The sequence below is a fragment of the Sneathiella sp. genome (genome assembly GCF_002694385.1).
Taxonomy (GTDB): Bacteria; Pseudomonadota; Alphaproteobacteria; order Sneathiellales; family Sneathiellaceae; genus Sneathiella.
Genome location: NZ_NZMB01000023.1, coordinates 1 through 18136 on the forward strand (window position 1 = coordinate 1; position 18136 = coordinate 18136).

The window sequence follows — 18136 nt, forward strand, 5'->3', positions numbered from 1 at the left end:
AGGATCGGTCCGGCGATATCCGGACCATGCTCAGCGACCTGCAAAACAATATCATCAGCGCCATCATCCTTGTGATGATTGTCGTGATCAGCGCGCTTGGTATGCGGACAGCGGGGCTGGTGGGCCTCGCTATTCCGGGGTCATTCCTGATCGGCATTCTGTATATGTATCTGTTCGGGCTGACCATCAATATTGTCGTGCTATTCGGCCTCATCCTTGCTGTTGGCATGCTGGTGGACGGCGCCATTGTGGTAACCGAATTCGCGGACCGGAAACTGGCAGAGGGTCTTAACAAGAGGGATGCCTACGCTCTTGCGGCCAAACGCATGGCCTGGCCGATTATCGCGTCTACCGCGACAACGCTGGCGGTCTTCATGCCACTGATGTTCTGGCCCGGAACAGTCGGTGAATTCATGCGTTTCCTGCCCCTCACACTCATTACGACACTGACCGGCTCGCTCCTGATGGCGCTGATTTTCGTCCCCACTCTCGGCTCCGTTTTCGGCAAGGCGGGATCGACCAATTCAAAAACCCTGGCCGCGCTGGCGGCGGCGGAAGGCGGCGACATACGGCAAATCGGCGGGCTGACCGGTCGCTATGTCCGCCTTTTGGAAGTCTGCGTCAAGCATCCGGGCAAAATTGTCCTGCTGGGCCTCGCGACCCTTATCGGTGTGCAGGCCTATTACGCGACCCATGGCAACGGGATTGAGTTCTTTCCTGATGTCGAGCCGGAAATGGCGCTCGTTTATGTTCATGCCCGCGGCAATATGTCGATGGACGAAAAAGACCAGCTTGTCCGAGAGGTGGAGCATGAAATCCTCAAACTCGATGATTTCAAATCCATCTATACACGCGTCAGCGCCAATGTCCGGGGCCAGCGCGATGTTTCCGAAGACGTCATCGGGACGATCCAGATGGAATTCAGGGACTGGCAGGATCGCCGCCCCGCCGAAACCGTGTTTGAGGATATTCGCAAGCGGACAGCACATCTGGGCGGTATTTTGGTTGAAACGCGCGAGCCTGACGCCGGACCGCCAACCGGCAAGAATATCCAGATTGAATTGTCTTCCCGCAATCCGGAGCTGCTGCCCATCGAGGTAGCAAAAATCCGCAGCCATCTGGAAACGGGCGTCCAGGATTTGATTGATCTGGAGGATAGCCGCCCGATTCCCGGCATTGAATGGCAGATTACCGTCGATCGGGCTAAGGCCGGACGCTTTGGCGCCGATATCCAGACGGTCGGAAAAACGATCCAGCTCGTCACCAACGGCATCAAGGTCGATGAGTATCGCCCCAATGATGCCGATGACGAAGTTGATATTCGCCTACGCTTTCCGGATGACAAACGCAGCCTTGATCAACTCGACAATCTGCGGGTCATGACGAATATGGGCATGATCCCGATCTCGAATTTTGTAACCCGATCAGCGCAACAAAAGGTCGGCAGCATCAATCGGTCAAACTCTGAGCGCATCATGACAGTGAAGGCCAATGTTGTCCCGGGCGTGTTGGTGGATGACAAGGTGCGGGAAATTCAGGCCTGGATGGCAAATGAGGCCAATCTCGACCCGGAAGTCTCCTACCGTTTCAAGGGCGAGGATGAAGAACAGAAAAAGGCTCAGGATTTCCTTGGCAAAGCCTTTCTTGTCGCCCTCTTCATCATGGCGATTATTCTGGTGACGCAGTTCAACAGCTTTTATCACGCCTTTTTGATCCTGACGGCGGTGATCATGTCGACAATCGGCGTCTTTGTCGGGCTGATTGTGACGGGACAGCCTTTCGGCATTGTTATGACCGGTGTCGGCGTTATTGCTCTGGCCGGGATTGTCGTGAATAACAATATTGTTCTGATCGATACCTATGCGCATTTACGAAAGCAGGGAATGCCAGCATTGGAAGCCGTGCTCAGGACCGGCGCGCAGCGCTTACGGCCGGTGATGCTAACGACTGTCACAACAATCTTCGGCCTGTTGCCGATGACGCTACAGCTCAACATCAATTTTATCTCACGGGTGGTGGAATTCGGCGCCCCTTCCTCGCAATGGTGGGTGCAGCTTTCAACGGCCGTCGCCTTCGGCCTTACCTTCGCAACCCTGCTCACACTGTTGATGACACCAGCCCTTCTGATGTTGGGCGCCAATGTCAGCGCAGCATTGGAGCGACGCCGGGAACGCAAGGCGGAAAAGCAGCAGGCCGGAAGCCAGACAACCCCCGCCGAATAAGAATGATGGTCTAAGAACGAATTCCCCGGTGGGTCGGAACGGCGATATCAGTTTCTGTTATCGCCGTTTTCATTCTGTGCATCCTGCGCGTCGTCGTCATCATCGCAGTAGGCATCCTCAACGGTATGAGAGGCATCCTGCGCCATCAGACGGCGGTAGCTCATAATGGAAAAAGGGATTGTTCCCATATAGACAAGGGCTATCAGTGAAAGCAATTGCCAGGGATAGCTGAGTAAAATTGCCGCAAAAACGCCAACCAGCAGCAAGAGTGGCATGATAAAGCGCCGGGCAATGCGCAACCGTTTGATGGAAAAGGTGGGAATACGGCTCGCCATCAAAAAGGCGATAAACATCATCCAGGCCGCATTCAGGATAGGGTTGCGGAAAAAATCATTGTCCGAATAAAAGCTGATCACCATGAAAAGAAGCGAGATTGACGCGCCCGCCGGGGCCGCAATCCCGGTGAAATAGCGGCTCGCCCAGGCTGGCTGTTTGCGGTCCAGCATGGAATTAAACCGTGCGAGACGAAGCCCGCAGGAAACTGTGAATACCAGTGCAATAATCCAGCCGATCCCGCCAAGACCGCTGTCCAGCGTCCAGAGGAACAGCACCAGCCCCGGTGCCACGCCAAAGCTGACGAAATCAGAGAGGGAATCAAGTTCCGCACCGAATTTTGACGCGCTGTTGAGCAACCGCGCCATCCGCCCATCCAGCCCGTCAAGTACACCGGCGGCCAGTATCGCGACAACCGCCATCTGCCAGCGTTCATCCAGTGCAAAACGCACCGATGTCAGCCCGGCGCACAGCGCCAGTGTCGTCAGCATGTTGGGGATAAGCGAATTAAGCGAGGTAAAACGCAAACGACGACGCTGTTCGGAGCTCATCTAGCGGACCTCCACCACCATCGGCGCGTCATTTTTCGCCTGCAAATCCGCAATAATTGTCTCCCCGCCGCTCATATTTTGACCGACCCCGACAAGCGGCTCTACCCCATCAGGGAGATAGATATCCGTCCGGCTGCCGAAACGGATCAGGCCGAAGCGTTCCCCGGTGCGGATTTCCTGATTATCTGTGAGATAGCAGACAATGCGCCGCGCCACCAGGCCAGCAATCTGTACAAAAACGATATCATTGCCCGCCTTGTCCTTCAGATGGACGGCGTGGCGTTCATTTTCCTCCGATGCCTTGTCGAGGGAGGCGTTGAGGAATTTGCCGGGGCGATAAACCTGGCGGATTACTGTCCCGCCAATGGGCGCCCGGTTCACATGCACATTGAACACATTTAGGAAGATGCTGATACGAAGCCGCGCATCGGAGCCAAGACCCAGCTCTTCCGGCGGTACCGCGCGCTCAATGAGCTGAACAACACCATCGGCCGGGCTGACGATCAGTCCCTCCCGTGTCGGGACATGCCGCTCGGGATCGCGGAAAAAATATACGCACCAGAGCGTCAGAATGACCCCGATCCAGCCGAGCAAGGGCCAGGTGAACAGGAATAGCAGGAGTGTTATCCCGGCAAAGATGGCGATGAATCGATGACCTTCACGATTGATCGGCACCAGAACTGACTTCAGCATATCCATATAAATGACCTCCGGCCTGCGGAATTTTTGGAACACAGGTCATACCTTATGTGTCCTGCAAAAAGAACAAAAAGATGACGCAGATGATTCTGATGACGATTGTAACGTCTAATCCATGACCTGCTCAAGCTTCTCCTGATAGCTCGCCGCCTCTTGCTGGCGGGACCACATGGCGGCATATTGCCCCTCCATGGCCAACAGTTCCTGATGTCGGCCCCGCTCGACAATCCGGCCAGCCTCCAACACAATGATCTCATCCGCCTCCACGACTGTCGAAAGCCGATGGGCGATAATCAGCGTTGTCCGGTTGCGCGAAACCTCCGCAAGGCTTGTCTGTATCTCCTTCTCGGTTCGGGAATCAAGCGCCGAGGTCGCCTCGTCAAACAGCAGAATAAGCGGCTGTTTCAGGATGGTACGGGCAATGGCAACGCGCTGCTTCTCCCCACCGGACAACTTCAGTCCCCGCTCCCCAACCAAGGTATTATAACCCTCCGGCAGTTCACTGATAAATTTATCAATACTGGCGAGACGGGCCGCTTCCTCGATTTCCGCATCACTCGCTCCGGGTCGACCATATCCAATGTTATAGCGAATCGTATCATTGAACAGAACGGTATCCTGCGGGACTATTCCGATGGCGGCGCGCAAGGAATCCTGCGTCACTTCGTTAATCTTCTGCCCGTCGATGGTGACATAGCCCCCATCCACATCATAGAAACGGAACAGGATTCGCGAAATGGTTGACTTCCCCGCGCCCGACGGCCCGACGATGGCGGTTGTCTTCCCCGGTGGCACGGCGAAGCTCACATCATGCAGGATCTGGCGATTGCTCTCATACCCGAAATTTACATGATGGAAGACAACCTCTCCACCCTGCGGTTCAAGTGGCCGGGCACCCGGCATATCAGCGACTTCACGGCTTATCGTGAGAAGTTCAAACATTTTCTCCATATCCACAAGGCTCTGCTTAACCTCGCGATAGACGAAGCCGAGAAAATTAAGCGGCATCATCAACAGCATAATGAAGGAATGTATCGCGACAAAATCACCAACGGTATATTTTCCCTCAACAACACCATTCGCTGTGATGAGCATAACGGCCACCAGCCCCGCACTGATCACCAGACCCTGACCGATATTGAGCATGGCAAGCGTTGTATTGCTTTTGACGGCTGCGGTTTCATAAGAGGCAAGGGCGGAATCAAAACGCCTTGCCTCATGTCCTTCATTGCCGAAATATTTCACAGTTTCGAAATTGATCAGGCTGTCGATGGCTTTAGTGTTCGCCTCGCTGTCCTTCTCATTCATGGTCCGGCGAAAACGCAGTCGCCATTCCGTCACTGAAAAGGTGAAGCTGATAAAAATAATGAGAGTGCCAAGAGTAATGAGCGATAGTTGCCAGCCATATTCAACGAGCAGAATACCAGAGACGAACAGGATTTTCAAAAGCGTCGGCACGATGTTGAACAGCATAAAACGCAGCAGAAAATCAATGCTCTTCGTTCCCCGCTCGATCACCCGGTTGAGGCCGCCAGTCTGCCGTTCCAGATGAAACCGAAGGGAAAGCTGATGCAGATGGCGGAAGGTTTTCAGAGCAACCTGGCGGATGGCATTCTGTCCAACCTTGGCGAAGACCGCATCCCGCAATTCCGAAAAGGACTGGGTCAGCACACGCGCCGCGCCAAAAGCTATGATCAGTCCGACCGGCATCACAATTACCGGATTGACATCCCCCGTCATGGAATCGACGATATATTTCATAATATACGGGGAATAGACCGATGCGACCTCAGCGCAGATGATCAGCAGGGCGGCCGCAACCACCCGGACCTTTAAATCACTCCGCCCCTCCATCCAGAGATATTGCCCCAGAGTCAACAGGGTTTGCATATGACCACGCCGGTCAGACTGGTTGTGACTGTCGAATTTGGGGCTGCTCATAATCTGACTGTAGCTATTTTCAAAAGAAGAGGCTGACCCCCATAGGGGGTCCATAGTAGTAAGAATGATAATCAATGGCGGATCGGGTGATTATGACATACCGGTCCGGACGAAGAGTTTCAATTCTTTTTCGGCAGATTGAAAATCTGACCCGGAAAAATCAGGTCCGGATCGCGGATCTGATCCTGATTGGCCTGATAAATAACCGTATATTCCATGCCTTCGCCATAGACACGGCGGGCAATTCGCCACAGACTGTTGCCCGGCTGTACGATAGCGCTTAACCCATTACTGGCCTGCGCCAGCACAACATCGCTCGGTTCCGCCTTCTGAAAGGGCAGCTCGATACGGGAAATCACCTTGTTATCCTCATCAAGCTGATCAATGCGCAATGTATGGTTCCCCGGTGGCAAGGATTGATCGGGGATCAGAGTCCAGGAACCATCGGCATCGACGGTCGCTGTTCCCACCACTTTGTTGTTCATATAAACGATCACCTTGCTCCCCGGGCGGCCATGGCCGGAAAGTTCCAGCTCTCCCTTGTCATCATAATTGACAGCCCCGAGAGACAATCCCATAGCGGCCGACACGTCCCCCTTCGCTTCCGGCATTTGAAGGAGTTTTGCCGCCCCTGAACTCCCCTCTTTCCCATCCTTTGGCACCAGCATGGCAATGGCCGGTGCGCGCTGATCGAGCGGAGCCGTGCAGTCCGGGACATTCATGATAACCAGGGAGCCGGATTCCAGCTCCGTTCCGTCGGGGTTTGTGGCCATCAGATTAATCGTCTGCGATCCCGATGGCAGCGGTTTGTCCGTCGTGAAGACCCATTCGCCGGAGGCGGAGGCTGTTACCTCTCCCACACGGGTATCCCCAACCAGCAGGGCGACTACCGCGCCCGCAACGGCCCGGCCCGCCGCGACAAGGTCACAATTGGCGTCTATACGGATGATATCAAACCCGGGGCGGAGAGCGGCCAGCCGTTTGCCTTCTTCATCCGCCGGGTCATCGAGTTTCTTGTCAATTACTGCGGGCTGCGACGGCGTGGTTGCTGTTGTGCCGTTTGCCTGTGAGGACACAGGGCTGCCATTCCCGGCCTGAGTCTGACCGGCAGATCCCGCCCCTTTCTCACCGGCAGGCGCTGCCGCTCCAACCGTCGCCTGTTCCGGAGCCCCAAAAAACAGATCGCTGCGATGGTAAAGAAACACACCGGCCACCAAAAGCAGCAAGATTGCCAGAATAACAAAGACGCGCACCGGAGCCTCACTCGATTAACCATAATCCGGCGTCATTATGAACGCCCAGACCCGATCACGCAATCCTTAGTGAAATAGGGCCTTAGTGAAATACGGGGTGCCAGGCCTGCTAAGAGCCCCCAGTCGCAATCGCCGGGATAGATTTGAGATAGGCGGCAATGGCGGCCAGATCCTCGTCAGTCAGATGCGACAGACCATGTTCGATCGCCTCCGCCATACTGCCCTGCACATTGTCAAAATCCGGTTTCATCCCGTCACGGAGCAAGGTTACGATATCGCCTTCGCTCCAATCGCCAATTCCGCTCGCAGAATCGGGCGTAATATTCGGAACCCGTTCCCCATCAGGTCCGTTCGGCGTCCCGGCAAGATACCGGCCTGAATCCGGGCCCCCAAGCGCATTTCGCGGCGTATGACATTCCCCGCAATGGGTCAAGGCGTCCACAAGGTATCCACCTCGCGCGACCGCTTCGCTGGCGCCCGATGGGGGCTGATAGGGTTCTTCCTCAAAAAACAATATCCGCCAGCCCCATTGCAGCCAGCGCCAGGAGAAGGGAGCCGCAATTTCATGCGGTTTATTTTCGGCCGCAACCGGTTCAAGTGACAGCAGATAGGATTTGATGGCGAGGGCATCCTCATCCTTCATCTTCGTATAGCTGGGATAAGGAAAGGCTGGAAAGTAATAATGTCCTGAGGGGCTTATTCCCCGCTTCAATGCGCGCAGGAAGTCGTTGTCCGTCCAACTACCAATCCCGTTGATGCGGTCCGCCGTTATATTCGGCGTATAAAACGTCCCGAAAGGAGTTTCCAGCGCCCGCCCGCCCGCATAGGGCTTCCCGTCGTTTTTGATATCCGTATGACAGCCGTAGCAGCCACCGGCCGCCGTCAGATAAGCGCCCCGTTCCGTGCCTTGGTCATTATCCGTATCCGCCCGAACCTCTTGCGTCAGGCCGCCCGCCACGCAGAGGGAAAACGCCAGGAGGAAAAAGGCTCTCTCCCCTCCTGCCCGTTTCAGAATACGTCCTATAAAACCGGTCTGCCCGGAAATGCGCATATATATCAGTCCTTGGGTTTGCGGAACTGTTTGTGGCAGGCCCCACAACTGGCGCCGGTCTCTTTCAGCGCCGCGCCGATAGTCGCCGCATCTCCTCCTTCAACGGCAACGACAAGTTTATCGCTCGCGGCCTTGAACTCGGCGATATCCTTGTCAAAGGCATCTTTATATTCCGCATTCCAGATTTCCGGCTTGGCGCGGGATTCCTCAACGCCCGACCCTTCCGGGAAAAGAGTGTCCATATTTGCCGCGATTGCCGCAATCTCCTTGGCATTGCCAACAAGCGCGTCGCTATAGGCCACCTCGCCTTTTGCAAACTTGCTAATTGCGCCCATATTCGCGCCCAGCTTCTTCATTTCGGCTATCCGCAGATCCGCCTCGGCATTACCGGTACTATGGTTATCGGCCATTGCCGCCCCGGTAAAAAGCACCACCCCCATTGCGATCACGGCCAGCGACCGCGAGAACTTCTTATCCATATCAACCTCCATATAATGAATAAGTGTTACAAACATATACGGCAAAAAAATGCCGACCTTTAAAATTGTTTCCCCATCACTCCGGCAATGCCACCTCCATCTCTGCGCCGCCGTATCCATGAGCTGTGTCATGAGCGCGAATGCGTACTTTCTCCACATGTAACGGTAAGGACAGGGTCATCGAGCGGGTAAAAGGCTGTTCATTGTCATGCGGATGCATAATCGTTCTGCTGCCCAGCATATTACCCTGCATATCGAGAATATCCCAACGGTCCACATAATGCTCCCACCCCTCGTCCTTATGCTGCACGGTGACTGAGAAGCGGTAAACATCAGCATCGACTTTCACCACCTTGACGTCGATGACATCCGCCTCTCCCGCCGATAAAGGGGTTGACGTCAAGGTCAGGGAGACGCACATAAAGCAGGCTAAGAGAAGTTTCATATCTTTCCTTTTGCCAGTATAGTTTGCATCATGATCAAGACTAAATCCCTTTGCGTTTACTGCGGCTCCCGGATGCCGAGAGATCCCGCTCATGTCGACGCGGCAAAAACCCTTGGTACGGCACTCGCAACGCACGGGATTCGTCTCGTCTACGGCGGCGGGCATGTTGGCCTGATGGGTATTATCGCCGATGCGACACTGGATGCCGGAGGACAGGTTATCGGGATTATTCCCGCTCATCTACATGATATTGAAGTCGGTCACAAGAAATTGACGGAATTGCATGTGGTTGACAGCATGCATACACGCAAGGCGAAGATGTTTGAAATGTCTGATGCCTTTGCTGTTTTGCCAGGTGGTCTCGGAACACTCGATGAAACATTCGAAATGATAACATGGCGGCAGATCGGCCTGCATGACAAGCCGGTTCTGCTCGTCAATCATCACGATTACTGGCGGCCCCTCCTCGACCTGGTGGAGCATATGATCGGCGCCGGATTCGCTGAGCCGGAGGCGCGGGAGTATTTTACCGTTGTCAGCAATCTGGCGGATATCATCCCGGCCCTGACAAGAGAGCCGGAAGCTGAAATTAACCCCGATATCTCAAAATTTTAGCGGAAAAGCGCGTTTTTTTGACGGTTCGGCTTGCACTGTTGGCGGGCAATGATATTTTGCTGCCGCAGAGAATAAAATTCACAGGCTGAGAAGGACGTCGATATGCCAAAAATTCAAGTCAAAAATCCGGTTGTTGAACTGGATGGAGACGAAATGACCCGGATCATCTGGGCCTTTATCAAAGACAAGCTCATTCTTCCCTATTTGGATATCGATCTGAAATATTACGATCTCGGGATTGAAGCGCGCGATGCCACGGATGATCAGATCACCATTGATGCCGCCAATGCCATCCGGCAATATGGAGTCGGCGTGAAATGCGCCACCATTACACCGGATGAGGCCCGGGTTGAAGAATTCGGCCTGAAGAAAATGTATCGCTCCCCCAATGGAACGATCCGCAATATCCTGGGCGGCACGGTGTTCCGCGAACCTATTATCTGTTCCAATGTTCCGCGGCTCGTTCCGGGCTGGACAGATCCGATTGTCATCGGCCGTCATGCCTTCGGCGATCAGTATCGCGCCACCGACATGGTCGTGAAGGGCCCCGGCAAGCTGACCATGAAATTCGAACCCGCCGATGGCAGCCCGGCCCAGGAATTTGAAGTTTTTGACTTCCCCTCCGGCGGTGTCGCCATGAGCATGTATAACCTGGACGACTCCATTCGCGGTTTTGCCCAGGCCTGTATGAATTACGGCCTAAATCGGGGCTGGCCTGTTTATCTGTCCACCAAGAACACCATCATGAAAGCTTATGATGGCCGCTTCAAAGACTTGTTTGAAGAGGTGTTCAACACCGAATTCAAGGACAAGTTCGACAAGGCCGGGCTCACTTATGAACATCGCCTGATTGACGACATGGTCGCCTGCGCCATGAAATGGTCCGGCAAGTATGTCTGGGCCTGCAAAAACTATGATGGCGACGTGCAGTCCGACACGGTTGCGCAGGGTTTCGGTTCGCTTGGTCTCATGACATCCGTCCTGATGACACCCGATGGCGACACGGTCGAGGCAGAAGCCGCCCACGGCACGGTGACACGTCACTATCGGATGCACCAGCGCGGAGAAGAAACATCGACCAATCCGATTGCATCCATCTTCGCCTGGACGCGCGGGTTGATGCACCGCGCCAAGCTCGATAACAATCCGGAATTGCACAAATTCGCAGAATCTCTTGAAAAGGTCTGCGTTGCCACGGTTGAAGGCGGAGAGATGACGAAAGATCTCGCGTTGCTGGTCGGTCCCGATCAGCCCTGGCTGACCACCAACCAGTTCCTTGATGCGCTGGATGCCAATCTGAAAAAAGCGATGGCCTGATCGCCAGTCATACAGCAATCACTAAATGAAAAGTCGACCCTCGCGTCGGCTTTTCTTATGCCCTTTCATTGCCCGCGACCGGCAGGCAACATGCCACTACCATGGATCTCATAATGTACCTGGAGCGATGTGGCAGGACATCCATTTCCCTCTCCCGTCACGAAAAACGAACCCGGCTTTCCCGCGCCCTGCAAATTTCACTACAGACATCTCTCTTTTTCTGGTCTTTCACCCATCAGACCTCAGGGCAAGAAAGGGGATCACAAAAAAACCCCGGCTTTCGCCGGGGCATTTGTCAATCATCCGTGGTCACATCATCACGATCGCTATCTGTCTCGGGCATGCCTTGCAAAGCTTCTGAAAGAACGCCCGCATTGGCCCGAATTTTCTGTTCGATGTCGGCGGCAACCTCGGGATTTTCCTTAAGAAACAGCTTCGCCTGCTCCCGCCCCTGCCCAATCCGCTGACTGTCGTAGGAATACCAGGAGCCGGATTTTTCAATAATCTCCGCCTTCACCCCGAGATCGAGAATTTCACCTGTTTTGGAAATCCCCTCCCCATACATGATGTCAAATTCAATCACCTTGAAAGGCGGCGCTACCTTGTTCTTGACCACCTTCACCCGGGTCTGGTTGCCGATGATGTCATCTTTTGCCTTGATCTGTCCGATCCGCCGGATATCAAGCCGGACGGAGGCATAGAATTTGAGAGCATTGCCGCCCGTCGTGGTTTCCGGATTGCCGAACATCACACCGATCTTCATACGGATCTGGTTAATGAAAATTACCATGCAGTTCGAGCGGGAAATCGAGCCCGTCAGCTTACGCAGCGCCTGGCTCATCAGCCGCGCCTGCAACCCGACATGCGTATCCCCCATTTCTCCTTCCAGCTCGGCCTGCGGAACCAGCGCCGCGACGCTATCCACGACCAGCACATCAACCGCGCCGGAGCGCACCAGCGTATCGGTAATTTCCAGCGACTGCTCACCTGTATCCGGTTGCGAGATGAGCAATTCATCCACATTCACGCCGAGCTTGCGGGCATAGACGGGATCAAGCGCATGCTCCACGTCGATAAAGGCGCAGGTGCCGCCCTGTCGCTGCGCCTCCGCGAGAACATGCAGCGCCAAGGTCGTCTTGCCCGAACTTTCCGGACCATAAATTTCAATCACCCGCCCTTTTGGCAAGCCGCCAATCCCAAGGCCGATATCAAGACCAAGCGAACCGGTCGGGATCGCGGCAACATCCAGCGTCTCCCGCTGACCAAGGCGCATCACTGACCCTTTTCCAAACGCCCGATCAATCTGGCTCAGGGCCGCTTCCAATGCTTTTTTCTTGTCCATGCCACCTGCTTCAACGAGTTTCAAAGCTGAATTTACCATCGATATCCCCTTATTCCATAGGCCAGTAGCGGATGCAACTGTCTTTAATGTACATGTTTTGTTCTTATTTGCAAGAAAATTTTAAATATCTGATATTATTATGTAAATTATAGTATGTTTGGCTTTTGTTCGCAATTTAAGGGCAGAACAGAAAAAAGCCAGCAACGGCCAAGAAAGAACATCTGCTGACCCGGATTCTTTTATTTTTCCATATAGCGCTGTTGCGGATGGAGCTATTTTTCCATGAAATAGAGTTAAGTTATTGATTTTTATGAATATTGAAGGGTCCCCAATATGAAATTCATATATTTCAATGGGTTATAGCTATTTTTCCTTATTGAGGACCCTATTGAGGACCCCCGCACCCACACAATGATTTATAATTCACCCTGTAAAATTTTACCTTCCAACTCCAACTCATATTCTTCCGTTATGCCGGTCGTAAGTAAATCAATTATCAATTGGTCATCGAAATCCATCTTTTTCAGTTCTTCTAATTCTTTGCTCATTTTAGAGGCGATGAATAGAACTCTAACAATATAATTCGATAAGATTTTAAGCTGTTTACTAATGGGCAAAAGTGTCCCATTTTTTTTAAAAAATCGTTCTGTGAAAGCATCGGCTTTTTCAGTCAGTACATTCCCAACTTTTTCTACAAATATTAAATCAGCAAAAAGAACGCTATTTCCCTGAATTTCGGAAGATAAAAAGCTGCCGATCCCTACCTTTTTCTCACCAGTAAGCAACCACGTAATATCCACACCTTTTTGCGCCAGCCGTATTAAATGCTCGCTTCCAGGGCTTCTTTTTCCGCTCAGGTAATCCTGAAGGGTTCGATAGGGAATATCAACGTGCGCAGAAAATTCCTTAATACTCTTATTTTGAATGGCAATATAGCTTCTAAGTCGATTTGATATCGTCATTTTTGCATTATCATATTTACATTACACGCATTTGCGTTCATATTGTTCCTATTGAACGTAAGAATGACATAAATATGAGCAACAAGCACCAAAATCTTTACCAGCGTGATTACAACAACATTCGTGCTGGGTTTATTAAGCAAGGTAAAAGCCTGGCTCAATGGTGCCGTGAAAACAAAGTACAAAGGCAAAACGCACGAGATTGTATTTTACGAATTTGGACCGGTCCAAGAGCAGAAATTCTCTTACATAAAATTAGGAAGGCGTCGGGAGTCATACGTAATGGCTGACTCGTTTATTCCAACTTGCGATTTCGCAACTTTATGTTCAATTAGCCTTCGAAAAGCAAATGCGGCACTTTCTCATTGTTATCAAGGCAAAACATGGCGTGGTCACAGTCTTATCGTTCGCCGCGTACGCGGGCGCGGCGGAAATGGCGGCTGGTGTTATGAAGTTCGGCTGGACAGCCTTCCCGCCGAATTGCAGTTGCAATATGTTCCCTTAACGCCCTTTGAAACAGGTTTTAAAAGCCCCTCAAAAGGCTCTTCAAACTGGCGTTACGCGATCACTGAAGAAGCCTTAAAATGCCCTCCGGGAAGCCGGGAGCGCGCCGCTGCGATAAAAGCGGCCGCCGCGAAATCCCATTTCAAGCCGGACGGCTCCCGCAAGCAGTTGTCAGAGCGCACTTTACGCAGCTGGATCAAAGAATATGAAAGCAAGGGATATGAGGGGCTTAGCAGGGCGTCCAGGGCTGACAGAAACCAGCGCAAGGTTCTGATCACGCGGCAATGGGACCGGGCGATCAAGCTTCCCGACGATATCAAGGAACAGGTAGCCGGAAAGATTGAGCGATATATCCGCTCGCTATGGGCTGGATTGCAGCCGGGGAGCGGCTGGAAGGAAGTGCAGCGGGAAGCCTCTCGCAAGTTATTGCGCCTGACCCTCGATGCGAATCCGGATATGCCGGAGGGAAAAATCAGGAACCATTGCCAGATTTCCCGCCCGGCAATCGAACGCTGGCGGCAGTATTCGGCAATTGCCGTTCATGACATGGACGCAAAGGCCTATTTCGACAAGCAACCGCGTATCCAGCGCGGGATTATAACACTCCTCCCCATGCAGGTTGTGTTGGGAGACGTGCACCCGATCGACATCCTCTATCAGCGGGATGACGGCAGCGTTGCCACGGCCAAGGGCATATTCTGGATGGATGTTGCCACAGGCCGCATTACAGGAACGGTTGAGTTTTTCCCCAAAGGAAAAGGCGTCCGGCAGGAGCATGTTATTGAATCCTTTGCTCAAATGGCGCGTGATCCGCGTTGGGGTGTTCCTGGGGAATTATATCTCGATAACGGCGGGGAATATAACTGGTCTAAGGTCGTTGAGGATGCGCTGAAACTGACCAGCGTACCCATATGGTGGGCTGACAACGGCAAGTTTACGCAAGTCTCTGATCAGGCCGTGACGAAAGCCCAGCCCTACAATGCACCCGCAAAAGGACAGCTTGAAGGGGCTTTTGGCATAATCGAGCAAAAGCACTTCTCGAAAATTCCGGGCTGGATCGGCGGCGACCGAATGCGCAAGAAAACCGCGAATGTCGGCAAAGCACCTGTGCCGTTCCAGGGCAACCGCCAGGAACTGATTAAACTGATTGAGCATGCCGTGGCCGTCTATAATGATACGCCTCAAGGCGGGCGGCTAAAGGGGCTCTCCCCCAATCAGAGATTTACGGAACTGGTGAACGCGGGCTGGCAATCAACACGATTTGCAGACGGCGTCCTTGAAAGCATTTTCTGCAAGACAGAACGGCGGAAAATTCATCAGGGTAGGATCAAATACAAGGGTGAGCCTTATTATCATGATGCGCTGACCAACCCTGCACTGGGTGAGAACGTTGAAATCCGCATACCCCTGTTTGGACACCAAAAACGGATCGCCGTTTTCGACCTTCACGGGAACTTCGTTTGTATTGCACTCCCTGATCATTCCTATGATCACGGTGACAGATCGGGGGCCATCGAATCCGGCCGTCGCAAGACAGCAATGCGCAAGCAAATCCGGCAAATGCGCCGGAATATAGACAAGCTCAACACTGCGGAAATCCTGCGCGAACAGGCGGAAAGCATCGATCCCACGCCCCTGCCGGAACTTGGCGGCGTGATCAAGCTCAGCGATCAGGACGAGTACGCCGGCCGGGAGCTTGCAAAACCCTTATCAGCAATCGAACAGGAAAAGAAAGACGAAGAGGAGGAGTATTTCAGAATATACGACAGACTTATGAGCAATAAAGGGCCATCGGTTGCAGCCGATGACCCTCTTGAGCCGGAACTCCGGCAGATTTCGTTGAACCAGAAATAACACAACTTCAAAGATCAACTACGAGGAAACTTATGACAAATACCGTGGATTTGGTCAACCGAACCAGTCAACTCCAATATGTCGAGACGCCGACCGCCAAGAGAATTATGGAGCTTTTGGATTACTGCAAGGTGGAAAATGATATCGGCGTCATTGTCGGCAAACCGGGCGTTGGCAAGACAACGGCCCTGAAACGATACGCGATGACGGGGAAAGCCGTGAGATTCTGCCCGATGACCCCGGCGCTCAACTCAATGGGTGCAATGCTCAAGTTTTTAGTTGAACAGCTAACAGCTTATCGTCCAGAGACGCAACTGCATGCCAACCATGAACATCTTATGAATGTCGTCGAGCACTCAGTTATTGGCATGCTGATCATTGATGAAGCACAGCTCTTGAGCGATCCAATTATCGACGAACTGCGCTGCCTCTATGATCATAACAATTTCCCGCTGGTCTTCTGCGGTAATGCGGAATTTCGATCCCGTTTCAACAACACGAAGGCCGCCTCTTTCACACAGTTTACATCAAGAGTGGGCATCCGCTTCGACATTGATGAACCGCGCGATGGCGATATCGAAGCCATCTGTGACAGCCTGCGCATTGACCGTTCTGTCACCGCCAGAAAATACATGACCGAAATTGCAAAATCTTCGGGCGGATTGCGCATTATCGGCAAGATCGCGGGCCTTGCGGGCCGAGGGATCGGAAAAGATGAAACCATCGGGCTGGATCGATTGAAAGCCGCCGCCAAACTTTTAGGAGCGAAAGCATGACGAGCGAAAACATGAGAGAAGTGGAATTTATCCTTAGAGAAGCAAAATACACAGCGACCTTCTTATCGTCTTTTGCGTTTGGATTTTCCTGCCTTAATAACGATTATGACCTTTCCGCAGATGACTGGCAGGGCCTCTATGAACTTTTAAAAAATCACTCGAAAAACCTGAAAAAAGCAGAGGAAATGTGCGAGGCTTATAATGCTACTCTTTTCCGAAAACAAGCGATTGAGGAATATGCCGAAGCTCGCAAACAGAGGATTGAGGAAAGCGTGAAAGAAGCGCTCCTATCGGCAGAAAAAGCCATCCAGGCCGATCCAATTTCGAGAAAATCCGACATGGGAGAAACACCTTATGGCTCTTAGCAGAAAACAGGTTTCTCTTATCCACATCGCCAAAGACCAGCTCGAACTTCCTGATGCGGAATATCGCAAAATTCTCAAGATTGGCGGCTCTCATACATCGAGTGAACTGGATCAACTCGGCTTCGAGCTCGTTATGCAGATACTGATTTCCCTGGGCTTCAAGAGTGATTTTAACAAATCATTCTTCGGTCATCGCAAAGGCATGGCCAGCCCTGCCCAGCTTCACCTTATCCGAAATATGTGGGAAGAATATACGGACGGTTCAGGAACAGAAATGAGTTTGGCGAAGTGGCTGGAAGGGTCGTTTAAAATTTCATCACTGCGGTTTCTGACCATCGGCCAAGCCCGCAAGGCGATCACCGCACTCAAAAAGATGAAAAGCCGAAAGCTTGAAACTCTTGCAGGGTGACCGCAGCAATACGCCGTAAAGCCAGAATAAGACTCGCTGGCGGCCTTTGGAGATAATCAGGAGGTTGGGGACTCAAAAACAGAGGGCCGCCCCTCCTGAAACATTTGCGGGCGATTATGAGCACATTCGCATTTGTCTTTAACCGTTTTGTGCAAATCTATTGAACAGTTCTCAACCTAAACTTATATTCAGCCTTATGAAAAACTCTTCTGAAATCATGTTTAGCGCCTTAGGCACTACGGCCCTCGGGACTGCGCTGATGGTTTGGTGGCTTGATCTGGATTGGGGCGGCGGGTTACTTGTTGCCGTCATCTACTTTCCATGTTTTTATTGGCTGATAAGACGAAAGCATCAGAAAGAACGCCTCAAAAAGCTTGATAAAATCGAAAAGGCCGCTGAAATCAAAAAAAGATTAAGAAAGCTGGACCGTATCGAACGGGCGCAATCACGTTAGAGCCCTGTTAAATCTGCCTTTTCGCCCGGAAGCCTTTCCGGGCAGCTAATTTTTTTCACCCGGAGCAATCTCCGGGCTATGAAAACACCAGATTCGACCAAAACGCCTATCGCATCAACCGCAGAGATACGGGAACTTACTGATATCTGCGAACAGTATCGTGATCTCGTTCTGACCTATTTGAGCTTTTCTGCCGCTGAAATAGCCGATACCACCTCTTTCAAGGCGATGTGGAAGCTCCTGAACCGGTATGGAGATGACCGGTTTTATATCCCGCATGAAGGAAATCGCTTTGCCAAGATCATACATCTGATCGGCAAAGAACATGCCGAAGCCCTATCCCTTAAATTTGGCGGTGATTGGTTCAATCTGTCCAGTTTTAAAGGCGCTGTCAGCGCCGTGAACAGGATGAAGAGAGATATCAATATCCTTGAACTTCATCAGGCCGGATACAGCATCCGCCAAATAACCAAAGTGATTGCCGCGACCGCCCCCACTGTTCGGGCTTCTCTTAAACGCCTGAAATGCGATTGCCCCAACTGCCGTGAAAATGGAGCTCCATAA

At 52.3% G+C, this 18136-nt stretch carries 18 protein-coding genes; 9 read left to right on the forward strand and 9 right to left on the reverse strand.

Annotated elements, in window-relative coordinates; genetic code table 11:
• Nucleotides 1–2222, forward strand: a 2222-nt coding sequence (locus CMN55_RS15830; protein ID WP_293951063.1) for an efflux RND transporter permease subunit, incomplete at its 5' end; no start/stop codon positions are given.
• 47 nt (nucleotides 2223–2269) lie between these two features.
• On the opposite strand, the gene CMN55_RS15835 is transcribed toward CMN55_RS15830, so the two are convergent.
• The 7 genes from CMN55_RS15835 to CMN55_RS15865 all read right to left on the reverse strand — a co-directional run bounded on the left by CMN55_RS15835 (nucleotide 2270) and on the right by CMN55_RS15865 (nucleotide 8974).
• Nucleotides 2270–3106, reverse strand: coding sequence for a CDP-alcohol phosphatidyltransferase family protein (locus CMN55_RS15835; protein ID WP_293951065.1), 837 nt, complete (start codon nucleotides 3104–3106; stop codon nucleotides 2270–2272).
• The gene (locus CMN55_RS15840) at nucleotides 3107–3811 is read right to left on the reverse strand and encodes a phosphatidylserine decarboxylase (protein WP_366932098.1); all 705 of its coding nucleotides are present in this window, start codon (nucleotides 3809–3811) and stop codon (nucleotides 3107–3109) included.
• A gap of 102 nt (nucleotides 3812–3913) precedes the next feature.
• Nucleotides 3914–5746 (reverse strand): ABCB family ABC transporter ATP-binding protein/permease, encoded by a 1833-nt coding sequence (locus tag CMN55_RS15845; RefSeq protein ID WP_293951069.1) that lies wholly within the window; start codon nucleotides 5744–5746, stop codon nucleotides 3914–3916.
• 119 nt (nucleotides 5747–5865) lie between these two features.
• Entirely contained in the window at nucleotides 5866–6999 is a 1134-nt protein-coding gene (locus CMN55_RS15850; protein ID WP_293951070.1) for an Ig-like domain-containing protein, read from the reverse strand.
• A gap of 109 nt (nucleotides 7000–7108) precedes the next feature.
• Nucleotides 7109–8050, reverse strand: a complete 942-nt coding sequence (locus CMN55_RS15855; protein WP_293951072.1) for a c-type cytochrome — start codon at nucleotides 8048–8050, stop codon at nucleotides 7109–7111.
• A 5-nt stretch (nucleotides 8051–8055) separates the two neighbouring features.
• Complete coding sequence (locus CMN55_RS15860; protein WP_293951074.1) at nucleotides 8056–8529, reverse strand: c-type cytochrome; 474 nt, start codon at nucleotides 8527–8529, stop codon at nucleotides 8056–8058.
• Nucleotides 8530–8605: 76 nt separating this feature from the next.
• The gene (locus tag CMN55_RS15865) at nucleotides 8606–8974 is read right to left on the reverse strand and encodes a hypothetical protein (protein WP_293951076.1); all 369 of its coding nucleotides are present in this window, start codon (nucleotides 8972–8974) and stop codon (nucleotides 8606–8608) included.
• Between the two features lie 30 nt (nucleotides 8975–9004).
• On the opposite strand from CMN55_RS15865, the gene CMN55_RS15870 reads away from it, so the two are divergent.
• Nucleotides 9005–9589, forward strand: coding sequence for an LOG family protein (locus tag CMN55_RS15870; protein ID WP_293951078.1), 585 nt, complete (start codon nucleotides 9005–9007; stop codon nucleotides 9587–9589).
• A gap of 102 nt (nucleotides 9590–9691) precedes the next feature.
• The gene (locus tag CMN55_RS15875) at nucleotides 9692–10906 is read left to right on the forward strand and encodes an NADP-dependent isocitrate dehydrogenase (RefSeq protein WP_293951080.1); all 1215 of its coding nucleotides are present in this window, start codon (nucleotides 9692–9694) and stop codon (nucleotides 10904–10906) included.
• A gap of 295 nt (nucleotides 10907–11201) precedes the next feature.
• Here CMN55_RS15875 and recA read toward each other — a convergent pair whose 3' ends face one another.
• Nucleotides 11202–12287, reverse strand: coding sequence for a recombinase RecA (recA, locus tag CMN55_RS15880; RefSeq protein WP_293951082.1), 1086 nt, complete (start codon nucleotides 12285–12287; stop codon nucleotides 11202–11204).
• A gap of 377 nt (nucleotides 12288–12664) precedes the next feature.
• A complete protein-coding gene (locus CMN55_RS15885; protein ID WP_293951084.1) occupies nucleotides 12665–13210 on the reverse strand; it encodes a helix-turn-helix domain-containing protein in 546 nt (181 codons plus the stop codon).
• A 105-nt stretch (nucleotides 13211–13315) separates the two neighbouring features.
• Between CMN55_RS15885 and CMN55_RS15890 the strand changes: the two genes are divergently transcribed.
• The 6 genes from CMN55_RS15890 (at nucleotide 13316) to CMN55_RS15915 (ending at nucleotide 18136) form a co-directional block, all read left to right on the forward strand.
• Nucleotides 13316–15568, forward strand: a complete 2253-nt coding sequence (locus CMN55_RS15890; RefSeq protein ID WP_293951086.1) for a Mu transposase C-terminal domain-containing protein — start codon at nucleotides 13316–13318, stop codon at nucleotides 15566–15568.
• Nucleotides 15569–15600: 32 nt separating this feature from the next.
• Entirely contained in the window at nucleotides 15601–16344 is a 744-nt protein-coding gene (locus CMN55_RS15895; protein WP_293951088.1) for an AAA family ATPase, read from the forward strand.
• On the forward strand, nucleotides 16341–16709 hold the full coding sequence (locus CMN55_RS15900; protein ID WP_293951090.1) for a hypothetical protein: 369 nt from the start codon (nucleotides 16341–16343) through the stop codon (nucleotides 16707–16709). The genes CMN55_RS15895 and CMN55_RS15900 overlap by 4 nt, the downstream gene beginning before the upstream one ends.
• Entirely contained in the window at nucleotides 16699–17118 is a 420-nt protein-coding gene (locus CMN55_RS15905) for a regulatory protein GemA (RefSeq protein WP_293951092.1), read from the forward strand. The genes CMN55_RS15900 and CMN55_RS15905 overlap by 11 nt, the downstream gene beginning before the upstream one ends.
• A gap of 259 nt (nucleotides 17119–17377) precedes the next feature.
• Nucleotides 17378–17572: a hypothetical protein gene (locus CMN55_RS15910; protein WP_293951094.1), complete on the forward strand. Its 195-nt coding sequence runs from the start codon at nucleotides 17378–17380 to the stop codon at nucleotides 17570–17572.
• Nucleotides 17573–17650: 78 nt separating this feature from the next.
• Nucleotides 17651–18136, forward strand: coding sequence for a hypothetical protein (locus tag CMN55_RS15915; protein WP_293951096.1), 486 nt, complete (start codon nucleotides 17651–17653; stop codon nucleotides 18134–18136).